Below are 13,126 nucleotides of genomic sequence, written 5' to 3' on the forward strand. Positions count from 1 at the left end.
GGCCGGGGTGCGCGGGTGCGGCGGGCCTCAGTACGCGCGGAGGTACTGCGCGGGGGCGGGGCTCGGTGCGCCCAGCTCGGCCGCGGCGCGCAGCGCGTAGTGCGGGTCGCGGAGCCATTCGCGGGCCGAGAGGATCGCATCGGCGCGGCCGTCGGCGAGGATCTGCTCGCCGAAGGTCGGATCGTCGATCATGCCGACGGCCGCGACGAGCAGGCCCGTCTCGCGTCGGACGGTCTCGGCGTAGTCGACCTGGTAGCCGGGCCCGGGGACGATGTGCTGATGGGGCACGAGGCCGCCGCTGGAGACGTCGATGAGGTCGGCGCCCGCGTCGGCGACGAGACGCGAGGCCGCGACGGTGTCGGCGACGTCCCAGCCGCCGTCTGCGGCGTCGGTGGCCGAGAAGCGGACGAACACGACCGCCTCTCTCGCGGCCTCGCGCACGGCCTCGGTCACCCGCGCGAGGAGGCGCACGCGGTTCTCGAACGATCCGCCGTACTCGTCATCGCGGTGGTTCGTGAGCGGCGAGAGGAACTGGTGGAGCAAGTAGCCGTGGGCGGCGTGCACCTCGACGACCTGGAAGCCGGCGCGAACGGCCCGGCGGGTGGCATCCGCGAAGTCGGTGACGACCTTCTCGATCCCCGCGGCGTCGAGGGCGACGGGGGCGGCGAAGGCGTCGTACGCCAGAGCCGAGGGGGCGACGGTGGTCCAGCCGCCCTCAGCGGGAGAGACAGTGCCGCGACCGCCGGTGAGGGGCGAGGTGGTCGAGGCCTTGCGGCCCGCGTGGCCGAGCTGCACTCCGGCGACCGCTCCGCGCGAGCGGATGGCGGCGACGATCGGGGCCCACGCCTCGGCCTGCGCGTCGGTCCAGATGCCCGCGTCCTCGGGCGAGATCCGCCCCTCGGGGGACACCGCGGTCGCCTCGGCGATCACCAGGCCCGCGCCTCCGGCCGCGAACTGCGCGAGGTGCACGTGGTGCCACTCGTTCGGCACGCCCTCGACAGCGCTGTATTGGCACATCGGCGAGACCCAGAGGCGGTTGCGCATCTCGGTACCGCGGATCGACAGGGGTGTGAAGAGGGAACTCATGAGGACCTTTGCGTTCTAGGGTGACGCCATGACGGCGAAGGACTTCGACGGGCAGGACGTCGCCCGTGCACTGCGGAAGCCAACGGCGGACGACGACAAGTATTCCCGCGGAGTCGTCGGGTTGCGCACCGGCTCGGCCCGATACCCGGGGGCCGCGGTCCTCGGTGTCGAGGGGGCCTGGCGGACGGGAACGGGGATGGTCCGGTACCTCGGCCCCGCGCGCGCCCAGGACTTCGTGCTCCATCGGCGCCCCGAGACCGTCACCTCGGACGGGCGCGTGCAGGCGTGGGTTATCGGATCGGGGACGGATGCCGCCGAGCGCGACGCCGCCGAGACCGCGGCGCTGCGCGGCATCCTGTCGGGAGAGATCCCCGTCGTCGTCGACGCCGGAGCGCTCGATCTCGTGCCGGGGGCGACGGCCCCCGTGATCGTCACCCCGCACGCGCGGGAGCTCGACCGGCTCCGCGAGAGCCTCGGGATGCCGGCGGCCGACGCCCGTGACGACGACGCGCGAGAGGCGGCGGCTCGCGAGACGGCGGAGGCGTTCGGGGGAGTGGTGCTCTCGAAGGGGGCGGTGACCATCGTCGCCGCCGCGGGCGGGTGGACGCGTCGCGTGTCGGCCGGGACCCCGTGGCTGGCGACGGCGGGCACCGGTGACGTGCTCGGCGGGGTGCTCGGAGCCGTCCTGGCCGGGTCGGTGGCCGCCGGCCGCGACGCCGTGGGCGACCTCGCCACCAGCGCCGCCGCGGCCGCGTGGCTGCACGGACGCGCCGGGCGGGCGGCATCCCTCGCCCTCGGAGAAGGCGGCGGACCGATCGCGGCGCTCGATGTCGCCGAGGCCCTCCCGGGCGTCGTGGCCGCCGTCCTGCGGGACTCGATCACGTAACGGTTCGCCCCCGCGCACCGCGCGACGACGGGGGTCGCGCCGCCGCCCGTCCGGGTCGGGAAGCCCCGCCCGCTTAGGATGAGGCGGTGTTGAGGCGTGTCGTTCCCCTGTTTGTCGCGTTCGTCGCCGTACACGTCGTGGTGGGGATCCTGGGCTATCAGCAGCCCAACGAGCCCATGGGTGACGTGTACCTGGTGTACGAACCCTGGTCGCGCTGCGCGCTCTTCGGCGGCATCGACGTGAGTTCGTGCACGCGCAGCGACGCGTGGGCGTGGCCCGGCATCACCGAGAAGTGGATCTACCCGCAGCTCGCCTTCCTGCCGATGACGTTCGCGTGGGTCTTCGCCTGGGCGGTCGGGTACACCCCCGCGTGGGCGATCACCGTCGCCCTGTTCAACCTCGTCGCCTTCGTCGTGCTGGTCGGCAAGGGCCGCTCGACGGGTCGCGTGCTCGCCGCGTGGTTCTGGATCGCCGCGATCCTCCTCATCGGCCCCGTGGGGCTCTATCGCATCGACGGAATCACGGTGCCGTTCGCGATCCTCGGCAGCATCTGGATGCTGCGGCGCCCGTTCGTGGCCTCGCTCCTGCTCTCGATCTCGGTGTGGATGAAGGTGTGGCCCGCCGCGATCCTCGCCGCGGGTCTCATCGTCGTGCGCCGCCGCCTGGCGCTGATCTGGGGCGCGGTCGCGGTGTCGCTCGCGACGATCATCCCCGTCGTGGCCCTGGGGGGAGCGCCCTACGTCTTCGGATTCGTGGGAGACCAGACGTCCCGCGGCATCCAGATGGAGGCGCCGGTCGGCGGCCTGTACATGTTCCTGGCGGCCTTCTACGTGCCCGGCAGTGAGGTCTACTACGACGGCGGCGTGCTCACCTTCCAGGTGACCGGGCCGGGCGCCGAGCCCCTCATCGCCGCGATGACGCCGATCATGCTGCTCACGATGGTCGCCGTCGCCGTCGTCGGCGTGATGAAGATGCGCCGCGGAGCGACCTTCCTCTCGCTGTTCCCCCCGCTCTCGCTGGCCCTGGTGACCGCGTTCATCGCGCTGAACAAGGTCGGCTCGCCGCAGTACTACGTGTGGCTGTTCGCCCCGGTCGTGCTGGGCCTGATGATCGACCGTCGTCGCTGGTACGCCTTCGCGGGGATGACGCTCGTGATCGCCGCTCTGACGCAGTGGATGTACCCGCTGATGTACGACGGGCTGATGGCGACGCACCCGAACCCCTTCCCCGTGGTCGTGCTCGAGGCGCGCAACCTGCTCGCCCTGGTCCTGCTGGTGTGGGCGATCGCGCGCGTGGTGCGCGTGCCCACGGGGCGCGTGCGTCCGCCGGCGGGGCTGCGCGAGATCGTGACGGGACGCCGGCCGATCCCCGCCCGGGTTCCGTCCGGGCGCTGAGCCCGTTCCGCCCGACGGGTCGCCGCCGTAGGCTCGGAGCATGCTCATCGCCTTCTCCGTCGCCCCCTCCGGCGTCGGCACCCTCGCAGCCGAGAACCCCGACGCCTCGGTGCACGACGCCGTCGCCGCGGCGGTCGCCGTCGTGCGCGCGTCGGGGCTGCCCCACCGCACGACCTCGATGTTCACCGAGATCGAGGGGGAGTGGGACGAGGTGTTCGCCGTCGTGAAGGCGGCGACGGATGCCGTGATGCCCTACGGCTCTCGTGTCTCGCTCGTGCTCAAGGCCGACATTCGCCCCGGGCGGACCGGCGAGCTCGACGGCAAGATCGAGCGGCTCGAGGACGCGCTGGAGCGTCGCGAGGACTGAACCGCGCGGGCGCCACTCCCGGCCCTCGAAACGATTCGACCTGACCCTCGCCGGCCGACTACGATCGGCTGGTGACCTCTTCGACGACCTCGAGAGGTGCGGCGATGCGGGCGCTCCTTTCTCTCGCCATCGGTAGTTTCGGCATCGGTATGACCGAGTTCGTGGTGATGGGCCTGCTGCCCAACATCGGCCGCGACCTGCTGCCCACCGCCTACGCGGCGTCGCCCGACGACGCGATCGCCCAAGCCGGGTGGCTCATCTCGCTGTACGCCCTCGGCGTCGTGGTGGGAGCCCCCACCATCGCCGGGTCGGTCGCGCGCTTCCCGCGGCACCGCGTGATGATCGTGCTGGCCGCAGCGCTCGCCTTCTTCACGCTGCTGACCGTGATCGCCCCCACGTTCGAGCTGGTCGCGGCATCCCGCTTCCTCGCAGGACTCCCGCACGGGGCGTACTTCGGCATCGGCGCCCTCGTCGCCGCCGACGTGCTCGGCCCGGGCAACCGCGCCAAGGGCGTGGCCTTCGTGCTCACGGGCCTCACGATCGCGAACGTCGTGGGCGTGCCGCTCGGCACCCTCCTCGGCCAGCAGGTCGGGTGGCGTGCCGCGTTCGCTGTCGTCGCGGGCATCTTCGCCCTCGCGACGCTGTGCATCGCGTTCTTCGTGCCGAAGCACCCGGGCACGCCCGGTCGACGCCTCCGCGACGAGCTGCGGGTCTTCCGGCTCGGACAGGTGTGGTTCGCGCTCGGCATCGGCGCCGTCGGATTCGGCGGCTTCTTCGCGATGTACAGCTACATCGCGCCCATGATCACCGACGTCGCGGGCCAGCCGGAATGGGCCGTCTCGCTCGTCCTGGTGCTCGTGGGCATCGGCATGACGATCGGCAACATCGTCGGAGGAGCGCTCGCCGACAAAGACCTGCGCTTCTGGCTGTTCACCGGGCTGATCGCGCTGGGCGCGGCCTCCGTGGGCCTCGCCCTGACCGCCGGGTGGATCGTGAGTCTCGTGCTGTTCGCGTTCCTCGTGGCCTTCTGCGGCTCGGCGCTGAGCCCCGCCATCCAGACGCGGCTCATGGACGTCGCCGAGGACAACCAGTCGATCGCCGCCGCCCTCAACCACTCGGCGCTCAACATCGGCAACAGCCTCGGAGCGTTCCTCGGCGGCCTCGCGATCGCCGCGGGGCTGGGACTCGTGGCCCCCGCGTGGGTGGGGGCGGTCCTGGCCCTCGGCGGACTGGTCGTCGCCGTGCTCGCCTATCGCGTCGAAGATCGCACCGGCCGTCACCCCACCCACCGGATGCCGGCGGCCGAGGCCGCGCAGACGGCGATCACCGGCTCGATCCCGACGCAGCGTTGAAGCGGGCGCGAGCGCGCTCGCGGGTCGACCGAAATCGCGGATGCCGCGGGCTCACGGCATCCGGGAATGCTCAGCTCGCGAGCAGGCGGCGCAGGTGCGCGGCGACCGCGGCGGTCTCGATGAGGAAGCCGTCGTGGCCGAAGTCGCTCGAGAGCACGACCGCGCTGTCTCCGTCGAGCGTGCGCGGGACCCCGCGGGCGATGCGGTGCTGGCCGTCGATGGGGAACAGGCGGTCGCTGTCGATCCCGAGTACCAGCGTGGTCGCGGTGACGCGGCCGAGGGCGTCTTCGACGCCATCGCGGTCGCGGCCGACGTCGTGCGAGTTCATCGCCTCGACCAGGGTCAGGTAGCTGTTCGCGTCGAAGCGGCGGGTGAACTTGTTGCCGTGGAAGTCGAGGTACGACTCCACCGCGAAGCGTCCGCCGCGGCCCAGGGGGCTGACCCCCGACTGCCACGACCGCTGGAAGCGCGAGTTGAGCTCGGTGGGGCTGCGGTAATTGAGAAGGGCCATGCGGCGGGCGAGCGCGAGACCGCGGTGCGGGCCGTCGCCGTCGCCCGCGTCGTAGTACTCGCCGCCCGCGAAGCGGGGGTCGACCCTCACGGTGTCCATCTGCACGGAGTTCAGCGCGATCTGGTCGGCCGTCGTGATCGGCGGGGCCGAGAGGATCGCGGCACGCTCCACACGGTCGGGGTGACCGACGGCCCATTCGATCGCGTGCATGCCGCCCATCGAGCCGCCGACCACGGCGTACCAGCTGCCGATGCCGAGGCGATCGGCGAGCAGGGCCTGCGCCGCGACCTGGTCGCGGATCGTCAGGTACGGAAAACGCGAGGCCCATTCGTACCCGTCGGGCGCGATGCTCGCGGGGCCGGTCGAGCCCTGGCATCCGCCCAGCATGTTCGGGGCGACCACGAAGAAGCGGTCGGTGTCGATCGCGGCGCCGGGGCCGACGAGGTCGCTCCACCACCCGGCCGTGGGATGGCCGGGCCCGGCCGCGCCGCGCACGTGGCTGTCGCCGGTGAGGGCGTGCAGGATGAGGACCGCGTTGTCGCCCGCGGGGGAGAGCTCGCCCCACGTCTCGAAGGCGAGGCGGAACGCCGGGAGGGACTCGCCGCTCTCGGTCTCGAACGCCCCGAACGCGGCGAAGCGGCGGTCGCCGACCGGGTCGCCGTCGCGCCAGGCACCGGTGGCGGGAGGGCGGCCGAGGAGGGACCGGGCGTCGGCCTCCGTCACCGGGGCCGAGGGCACCGTGTCTTCGGAGATCTGCCAGTCCATGGCATCCATTCTCTCCGGTGTCGGAGGGGTCGACCGGACTGTTACGGTCGCGGACCACGGCGACGGTGCTTGTCAAGAACCCGTTCCCTCCCGGGTGGGGTCGTCATGATCCGGGCATGGCGAACTTCCTCCTCATCGCGGCCTCGAGCGACATCGGTCAGGCGACGGCGAAACGACTGCAGGACGCGGGACACCGCGTCGTGACCACCGCGCGGGACTCCTCGCGGATCGAACCCGACTTCACCCTGGATGCCACCGACTTCGACGCCGTGGACCGCGTCGTCGGCGAGGCGGGCGATCTCGACGGCATCGCGGTGTTCGCGGGCTCGATGCTGCTCAAGCCTGCGCACCTGACCTCGCGCGAGCAGTACGACGAGCTCATCGCCGCCTCGCTGACCACGGCGTTCGCCGCCGTCCGCGCCGCAGGATCCCACATGCGCGACGGGGGAGCGGTCGTGCTGGTCTCGTCGGCGGCGGCCCTCGCGGGGCTGCCGAACCACGACGGGATCGCCGCAGCGAAGGCCGGGGTTATCGGTCTGACGCTCTCGGCCGCCGCGAGCTATGCCGCGCACGGACTGCGCGTGAACGCCGTGGCCCCGGGCCTCGTGCAGACGCGGCTGACCGAGAAGCTCACCTCGAGCGACATGTCGCGCAAGGTGTCGGAGGCGATGCACCCGCTCGGTCGCCTCGGCGAGCCCGACGACGTCGCGCGCGCCGTGGAGTTCCTCCTCGCGCCCGAGAACGCGTGGATGACCGGCCAGGTGCTGGGCGTCGACGGGGGCCTGGGAAGCCTGCGGCCGCGGCAGAAGGTGTGACCCCCGCCGCGTGAGGGGTCGGTTCTGGTCGCCTCGCACGCGGCCGGGCGACACATTCCGACCCCTCACGCGCGTCGGCACACGCGCGAACGCCCCGACCCGGGGAGCCCGGGGCGGGGCGTTCGGCGCGTGCGGGTCAGGCGCGGGCGGCCTCGGACAGGCGACGCGCGGCGGCGAGGGCCTCGTCGAGGTCGGCCTTGAGGTCGTCGATGTTCTCGAGCCCCACCGACAGGCGCACCAGGCCCGGGGTCACGCCGGCGGTGAGCTGCTGCTCGGGCGTGAGCTGCGAGTGGGTGGTGGACGCCGGGTGGATGACCAGCGAGCGCACGTCGCCGATGTTGGCGAGGTGGCTGAACAGGCTCAGCGAGTTGACGAACTCGCGGCCCGCCTCGACGCCGCCCTTCAGCTCGAACGACAGCACTGCGCCGACGCCCTTGGGGGCGTAGTTGTTGGCCGCGGCGTACCAGGGCGAGGTCGGCAGACCGGAGTAGTTGACGGTCGCGACGTCGGGGTGCGACTCGAGCCACTCCGCGATCTCCTGCGCGTTCTGCACGTGGCGCTCGATGCGCAGCGACAGGGTCTCGATGCCCTGGATGAGCTGCCACGCGCTCTGCGGCGAGATCGAGGCTCCGAGGTCGCGCAGCAGCTGTACGCGCGCCTTGATGATGTAGGCGAGGCCGTCGCCGACCGCCTGCGTGTAGACCGCGCCGTGGTACGAGGGGTCGGGGGTCGTCAGGCCCGGGAAGCGCTCGGAGTTCTCGGACCAGGGGAAGGTTCCGCCGTCGACGATGACGCCGCCGATCGTGGTGCCGTGCCCGCCGAGGAACTTGGTCGCCGAGTGGACGATGATGTCGGCGCCGTGCTCGAAGGGGCGGATGAGGTACGGGGTCGCGATCGTGTTGTCGACGATGAGCGGCACCCCGGCGTCGTGGGCGATGTCGGCGACGGAGCGGATGTCGAGCACGTTGATCTTGGGGTTGCCGATGGTCTCGGCGAAGAACAGCTTGGTGTTCGGACGCACCGCCGCGCGCCACTCTTCGGGGTCGTCCTGGTTCTCGACGAAGGTCGTCTCGATGCCGAGCTTGGCGAGGGTGTACTTGAAGAGGTTGTACGTGCCGCCGTAGATCGAGCTCGACGAGACGATGTGGTCGCCCGCCTGCGCGATGTTGAGGACGGCGAAGGTCTCGGCTGCCTGTCCGCTGGCGACGAGGAGGGCGCCGGTGCCGCCCTCGAGGCCCGCGACGCGCTGCTCGACGACGTCTTGCGTGGGGTTCTGGATACGCGTGTAGATGTTGCCGAACTCGGCCAGCGCGAACAGGTTCGCGGCGTGGTCGGCGTTGTCGAACACGTACGAGGTGGTCTGGTAGATCGGGGTGGCGCGGGCCTTGGTCACCGGGTCGGGCTGTGCGCCGGTGTGGATCTGCTTGGTCTCGAAACGCCAGTTCTCGGGTACCGACATGACTGCTCCTCAGCTTCTGGAGGCCGGGCGGTCGCCGTGGCCTGCTGCGAGCGTAGGGACAGCCTCCGACACCGACAACCGATGGGGACACGGGCCGTAACACCGCGCCGCGGTCCGGTGTCGGAGGGGACCGATAGCGTGGATGCCATGACACGACGCGCAGTGGTGACCGGGGCCAGTTCGGGTATCGGAGAGGCGACGGCGCGCCTCTTGCGCTCGCGCGGGTGGGAGGTCGTGGGCGTCGCCCGTCGCGCGGACCGCCTCGCGGCCCTCGAGGCCGAGACCGGGGTCGTCGCGCACGCGGCCGACCTGACCGACGCCGCCGACGTCGCCGGGCTGTCGACCTGGCTGCGCGAGACCGGCGGACTCGACGCGCTCGTGCACGTCGCCGGAGGGGCGCGCGGCAGCGACCGCGTCGAAGACGGCGACCCCGAGGACTGGCGCTGGATGTTCGAGGCGAACGTGCTCTCAGGGCAGCGGCTCGTGGCATCCCTTCTGCCTCTCCTGCGCTCGGCCGCCGATGCCGGCGGCCACGCCGACCTGCTCTTCGTCACCTCGACCGCCGCACAGACGGCCTACCCGGGCGGCGGCGGGTACAACGCGGCCAAGGCGGGCGAGGCGATGCTCGTGCACGCTCTGCGTCAGGAGCTCAACGGCGAACCCCTGCGCGTCATCGAGATCGCCCCGGGCATGGTGCGCACCGAGGAGTTCAGTCTCAACCGCCTGGGCGGAAATCAGGAAGCCGCCGACAAGTTGTACGCGGGTGTCGAGGCGCCGCTCCTGGCCGACGACGTCGCCGACGTCATCGCGTACGCCCTCGACGCCCCCGGTCACGTGAACCTCGACCTGGTCACCCTGCGTCCCGTGGCCCAGTCCGCGCAGCACCTGCTCGCGCGCGGGCCCCTGACGACGCGCTGACCCGGGGGCGACCGCGCCGCGGTCGACAGCGGCGGAAGGCAGCCCGGTAGCGGGGTCAGCCCACCTCTCCGCGCGCCGCGGTGGCGGTGACCTCGACCTCCGCCGCGTCGGAGAACGCGACCTTCGGGACGAAGAACAGCAGCACGGCGGCGAGCAGGCCGCCCGCGCTGCAGATGATCCACACGGTGACGTAGCCGGCGAACGGTGCGGCGGTTCCGATCGCGGCTCCCGCACCGCCGGCCAGCACCACGCCGAAGATCGCGGACGACATGGTGCCGCCCATCGTCTTGGTCGTGTTGGTCATCGCCGAGGCGACGCCCGTCTGTCCGCGCGGAGCCGCCGCCGCGGCGGCGGCGGGCATCGCCGCGACCAGGGCGCCCGCGCCGAGACCCGCGATGCCGAGGCTCAGCAGCACCTGCCACAGCTGGTCGTGCAGGGGCAGGAGGAGGGCGTACCCGACACCGACGAGAGCCGCGGCCCCGATGAGCATGACGCGCGGGCTCGCGCGACGCGAGGTGACGGCGAAGAGGACGGCGCCGACGATGAGCGAGAGCAGGTAGGCGCCGACCACGTTCGAGCGCTGCGTCGCGTCGAGGCCCAGGCCGTAGCCGAGGGCGGGGTCGGTGCCGATGTAGGTGACGAGCGGCCCCTGAGCCCCGAGCAGGCTGATCCCGACGAGGAAGGCGGTGGCCTGCACGGGCCACATCTCGGGACGCCGGAGCATGCGGATGTCGATGGCCGGATCGGGTTGGCGTAGCTCGTAGCGCACGAAGAGCGCGCCGAGGATCACACCGACCACGAGGAGGCCGCCGATGACGAGGGGGCCCGGGCCCGCCGGCAGGCGCACGAACGACAGCGCCCCGGTGATGAACAGCAGAGCACCGGCGAGGATGACGAAGCCGCCGACGTCGAGACGGCGCGGCTCGCTCGAGCGCTCGGACTCGGGCACCCCGAGCCAGATCGCGACGCTGATGAGGGTCACCACGACGGCCGGGATCGCCAGAGAGAGCGGGAGGTCGCCCCCGCTCGCGGCGAAGAAGCGACCGGCGGCGAGGGCGCCGAGGATGCCGCCGAACTGCAGGCCGACGACGAGGAGTCCGGCGGCACGGCGCGTCTGGGACACTCCGCGCTGCTGGCGGCGTCCGCGGTCGAAGATCAGGGCGATCTCGAGAGGCAGCCAGACGACGTAGAACCCCTGGAACGCCCACGCCACGAGGAAGGTCGCGAACGAGTCGGCGAACACCAGCGCCCAGCTCGCGAGAGCGGTGGCGATCGCCGAGAGCAGCAGGATGCGCTTGTGCCCGAACATGTCGCCGAGCTTGGCGAGGACGGGGAGGACCAGGGCCGACACGAGGAGCTGGGCCGCTTCGAACCAGTTGATGTCGGCGTCGCGGATCCCGAGGTGCGTGACGATCTCGGGGAACAGGGGGATGTAGAAACCCTGGAGGATGCCACTGGCCAGCTCCACGAGAACGAACCAGCCGATGAGACCCGCGGTCACCCCGAGCGCGGAGGTGCGCACCCGTGCGACCGCGCCGGAGACGCGCGACATGGCGTGAGAGTAACACCGCGGGCACCGGGTCGACGACGCGGGGGGATGCGCCGCGGAGCGCGTGCGGGGCGCCTCTCGCCGTCGCGGCGCGGCAGCCGTCATGGAGCGTGCTACGTTCACTCGTAAACGTGCAAAAAGGAGCTGGCGCGAATGGGGTGGGACGCGCGGGCCGTGGCGGTGGACGGAGCGGGATTGCGCTCCGGCATGACCGCCGCAGAGATGGTGGCTCGGTTCGCCCGGCTCAACGAGCTGGCGACCGCCGATGCCCTGCGCGAGTTCGCCGACCCCGGCTCCCCGGCACCGACCTTACGCGCTCGGATGGTCTCCGCGCGCTTGGCCGACGAGTCCCGCCTCCTCGGGGGTGGTCGATCGGAGTCGCACGCCGACGCGGTGTTCGACCGCTGGCTGCGCGCGCACGGGATGATCCCGCATCGCGGCGTGGCCTGGGGCCGCGTGAGCACGCTCGGGCCGTACTCCCGGCTCGTCCTGACGCTCGCGGCCACCATGCGCGTGGGGACGCGTGCCGCCCTCGTGCGCCTCGACCACGACGTGCGTCGCGTCACCCGGGCCCTCGAGGAGGAGGGGTGCGACGCGGCGTTCGAGCAGTTCCATCGCGATGCGCGCGCGTTCGCCCGCCCGTCGTTCCCACGCGTGCAGGCGGGGGTGCTCGTGAGTCCGGTGCGCGGCTGGCGATGGAACGAGCGGGAGCGCTTCTCGCGCCTTCTGAACCGGCACGGCCTCCGCGCGCGCTCGGGATTGGCGGAGGACCAGTGCCACGTCGACGCGGGGGCTCCGCTCGTCATCTGGAACCCCCGTCTCGCGACCGTGCCGATCGGCGAGGCGCCCGTGACCGTCGTGGATCTCCGGGTGATGGCGCGGTCCTGAGCGCGCTCGCCGCGACCCGACGGCGACGTCCCGCGTCGGCCTGAACCCCGGGGCCGGGACCCGGGGCGGGGAGCGGTTTCGGAGTGTGTTAGTTTCTGCTTGTAAACGAGCAAAAAGCAGGAGCCCCCGTGTTGAGCAGCGTCACTGCCCCCCGTGAGTCCGAGACCCCGATGTCGCCGGAGCGTCTCGCCCGGGAGAACCTGCCCCTGGCGAAGTACCTCGCCGTCGAGAAGGCGCGCAGCGCGCAGCACGTCGATCTCGACGATCTCCTCTCGGCGGCGTACCTGGGCCTGGCCACCGCGTCGATGGAGTACGAGCCCGCACGCGGCATCCCGTTCGGCGCGTACGCGCGCACGAAGATCACGTGGGCGATCCTCAACGAGATGCGCGCCGCCGACCCGGCGGGCGAGCGCAGTCGCGAGAAGATCGAGCGGGTGCGCGTCGCCGACGAGCTCGTGCGAGTGCGAACCGGTCGGGCCGCGAGCGTGGCGGAGCTGGCCGCCGAATCGGGCCTCGACGCCGAGGTCGTGGAGAAGATGCGGGTCCTCGACGAGATGGTCCGCACCGGGACGAGCTTCGAGGTGCAGTTCGAGAACGACGACTCCCGGCAGGTCGCCGACCTCACCGACAGCGTCATCCTGCCCGAGCACGCCGTCGAACAGGCCGAGAAGCAGCGCATGCTCGAGCGCATCGTCAACGCCCTGCCCGACCAGATGCGCCAGGTCATCCGCGGGGTCTACCTCGACGAGCGGATGGTCAAGGACGTCGCCGCGGATCTCGCGGTCAGCCACGCCTACGTCTCGAAGCTTCGACGGATCGGTCTCGGACTCATGCGCGAGGCCCTCGACGCGTGGGAGAACGGCACGACGCCGGATCGCTCGACGGCCACGAAGGCCGCCTTCTTCGACGGCGTCTTCGGCTCCGCGCCGGTGCCGTCGGGCCGGGCCCTGCAGGGGGCCGCGTCGTCGAGCGCGGAGCTGGCGGGACTGGCGCTGCCGGCCTGATCCGACCGACCGGATGCCGCCGAGCGGGCGGCCCCGCGGAGTTCTTCGCACAGCTCGGTTACGCCCGGCCCGCCCCGTCGCGATGGTGGGGGGTGCGGGGCCACGGACGGCCCCGCTTCGAACACCCCATCC

At 72.1% G+C, this 13,126-nt stretch carries 12 protein-coding genes; 8 read left to right on the forward strand and 4 right to left on the reverse strand.

All coding sequences use genetic code 11. From position 1 onward, the window contains the following. Nucleotides 1–27: 27 nt before the first annotated feature. Nucleotides 28–1,086, reverse strand: coding sequence for an NADH:flavin oxidoreductase/NADH oxidase (locus BLS25_RS01025; protein ID WP_074694131.1), 1,059 nt, complete (start codon nucleotides 1,084–1,086; stop codon nucleotides 28–30). A gap of 28 nt (nucleotides 1,087–1,114) precedes the next feature. Here BLS25_RS01025 and BLS25_RS01030 point away from each other — a divergent pair, with 28 nt between their 5' ends. The 4 genes from BLS25_RS01030 to BLS25_RS01045 all read left to right on the forward strand — a co-directional run bounded on the left by BLS25_RS01030 (nucleotide 1,115) and on the right by BLS25_RS01045 (nucleotide 5,085). Continuing rightward, nucleotides 1,115–1,972, forward strand: coding sequence for an ADP-dependent NAD(P)H-hydrate dehydratase (locus BLS25_RS01030; RefSeq protein WP_074694132.1), 858 nt, complete (start codon nucleotides 1,115–1,117; stop codon nucleotides 1,970–1,972). A gap of 86 nt (nucleotides 1,973–2,058) precedes the next feature. Next, nucleotides 2,059–3,366, forward strand: a complete 1,308-nt coding sequence (locus BLS25_RS01035) for a glycosyltransferase family 87 protein (protein WP_074694133.1) — start codon at nucleotides 2,059–2,061, stop codon at nucleotides 3,364–3,366. A 40-nt stretch (nucleotides 3,367–3,406) separates the two neighbouring features. Further along, a complete protein-coding gene (locus tag BLS25_RS01040) occupies nucleotides 3,407–3,733 on the forward strand; it encodes a thiamine-binding protein (protein WP_056226935.1) in 327 nt (108 codons plus the stop codon). Between the two features lie 104 nt (nucleotides 3,734–3,837). After that, the gene (locus BLS25_RS01045; protein WP_074694394.1) at nucleotides 3,838–5,085 is read left to right on the forward strand and encodes an MFS transporter; all 1,248 of its coding nucleotides are present in this window, start codon (nucleotides 3,838–3,840) and stop codon (nucleotides 5,083–5,085) included. A gap of 70 nt (nucleotides 5,086–5,155) precedes the next feature. Here BLS25_RS01045 and metX read toward each other — a convergent pair whose 3' ends face one another. Beyond that, nucleotides 5,156–6,361: a homoserine O-acetyltransferase MetX gene (gene metX, locus BLS25_RS01050; RefSeq protein ID WP_056226939.1), complete on the reverse strand. Its 1,206-nt coding sequence runs from the start codon at nucleotides 6,359–6,361 to the stop codon at nucleotides 5,156–5,158. Between the two features lie 116 nt (nucleotides 6,362–6,477). Between metX and BLS25_RS01055 the strand changes: the two genes are divergently transcribed. Next, entirely contained in the window at nucleotides 6,478–7,176 is a 699-nt protein-coding gene (locus tag BLS25_RS01055) for an SDR family NAD(P)-dependent oxidoreductase (protein WP_056226941.1), read from the forward strand. A 136-nt stretch (nucleotides 7,177–7,312) separates the two neighbouring features. Here the strand turns inward: BLS25_RS01055 and BLS25_RS01060 are convergent, their stop codons facing one another. Then, nucleotides 7,313–8,635, reverse strand: a complete 1,323-nt coding sequence (locus tag BLS25_RS01060) for a bifunctional o-acetylhomoserine/o-acetylserine sulfhydrylase (protein ID WP_056226943.1) — start codon at nucleotides 8,633–8,635, stop codon at nucleotides 7,313–7,315. Nucleotides 8,636–8,782: 147 nt separating this feature from the next. On the opposite strand from BLS25_RS01060, the gene BLS25_RS01065 reads away from it, so the two are divergent. After that, nucleotides 8,783–9,553, forward strand: a complete 771-nt coding sequence (locus BLS25_RS01065) for an SDR family oxidoreductase (RefSeq protein ID WP_176786289.1) — start codon at nucleotides 8,783–8,785, stop codon at nucleotides 9,551–9,553. Between the two features lie 55 nt (nucleotides 9,554–9,608). On the opposite strand, the gene BLS25_RS01070 is transcribed toward BLS25_RS01065, so the two are convergent. Beyond that, entirely contained in the window at nucleotides 9,609–11,105 is a 1,497-nt protein-coding gene (locus tag BLS25_RS01070; RefSeq protein ID WP_176786290.1) for an MFS transporter, read from the reverse strand. Between the two features lie 150 nt (nucleotides 11,106–11,255). Between BLS25_RS01070 and BLS25_RS01075 the strand changes: the two genes are divergently transcribed. Both BLS25_RS01075 and BLS25_RS01080 read left to right on the forward strand, forming a co-directional pair. Further along, entirely contained in the window at nucleotides 11,256–11,990 is a 735-nt protein-coding gene (locus BLS25_RS01075; protein WP_074694135.1) for a hypothetical protein, read from the forward strand. A 131-nt stretch (nucleotides 11,991–12,121) separates the two neighbouring features. After that, nucleotides 12,122–12,994, forward strand: coding sequence for a sigma-70 family RNA polymerase sigma factor (locus tag BLS25_RS01080; protein ID WP_143017784.1), 873 nt, complete (start codon nucleotides 12,122–12,124; stop codon nucleotides 12,992–12,994). The last annotated feature ends 132 nt before the right edge of the window (nucleotides 12,995–13,126 follow it).

It is taken from the genome of Microbacterium testaceum StLB037 (assembly GCF_900104345.1).
In the GTDB taxonomy this organism is placed as follows: Bacteria; Actinomycetota; Actinomycetes; order Actinomycetales; family Microbacteriaceae; genus Microbacterium; species Microbacterium testaceum_A.

Bases quoted from the DNA above. Each gene is read 5' to 3' on its own strand.
- BLS25_RS01040 (WP_056226935.1), top strand. From the start codon at position 3,407: ATGCTCATCGCCTTCTCCGTCGCCCCCTCCGGCGTCGGCACCCTCGCA.
- BLS25_RS01070 (WP_176786290.1), bottom strand. From the start codon at position 11,105: ATGTCGCGCGTCTCCGGCGCGGTCGCACGGGTGCGCACCTCCGCGCTC.
- metX (WP_056226939.1), bottom strand. From the start codon at position 6,361: ATGGACTGGCAGATCTCCGAAGACACGGTGCCCTCGGCCCCGGTGACG.
- BLS25_RS01065 (WP_176786289.1), top strand. From the start codon at position 8,783: ATGACACGACGCGCAGTGGTGACCGGGGCCAGTTCGGGTATCGGAGAG.
- BLS25_RS01060 (WP_056226943.1), bottom strand. From the start codon at position 8,635: ATGTCGGTACCCGAGAACTGGCGTTTCGAGACCAAGCAGATCCACACC.
- BLS25_RS01045 (WP_074694394.1), top strand. From the start codon at position 3,838: ATGCGGGCGCTCCTTTCTCTCGCCATCGGTAGTTTCGGCATCGGTATG.
- BLS25_RS01025 (WP_074694131.1), bottom strand. From the start codon at position 1,086: ATGAGTTCCCTCTTCACACCCCTGTCGATCCGCGGTACCGAGATGCGC.
- BLS25_RS01075 (WP_074694135.1), top strand. From the start codon at position 11,256: ATGGGGTGGGACGCGCGGGCCGTGGCGGTGGACGGAGCGGGATTGCGC.
- BLS25_RS01055 (WP_056226941.1), top strand. From the start codon at position 6,478: ATGGCGAACTTCCTCCTCATCGCGGCCTCGAGCGACATCGGTCAGGCG.
- BLS25_RS01030 (WP_074694132.1), top strand. From the start codon at position 1,115: ATGACGGCGAAGGACTTCGACGGGCAGGACGTCGCCCGTGCACTGCGG.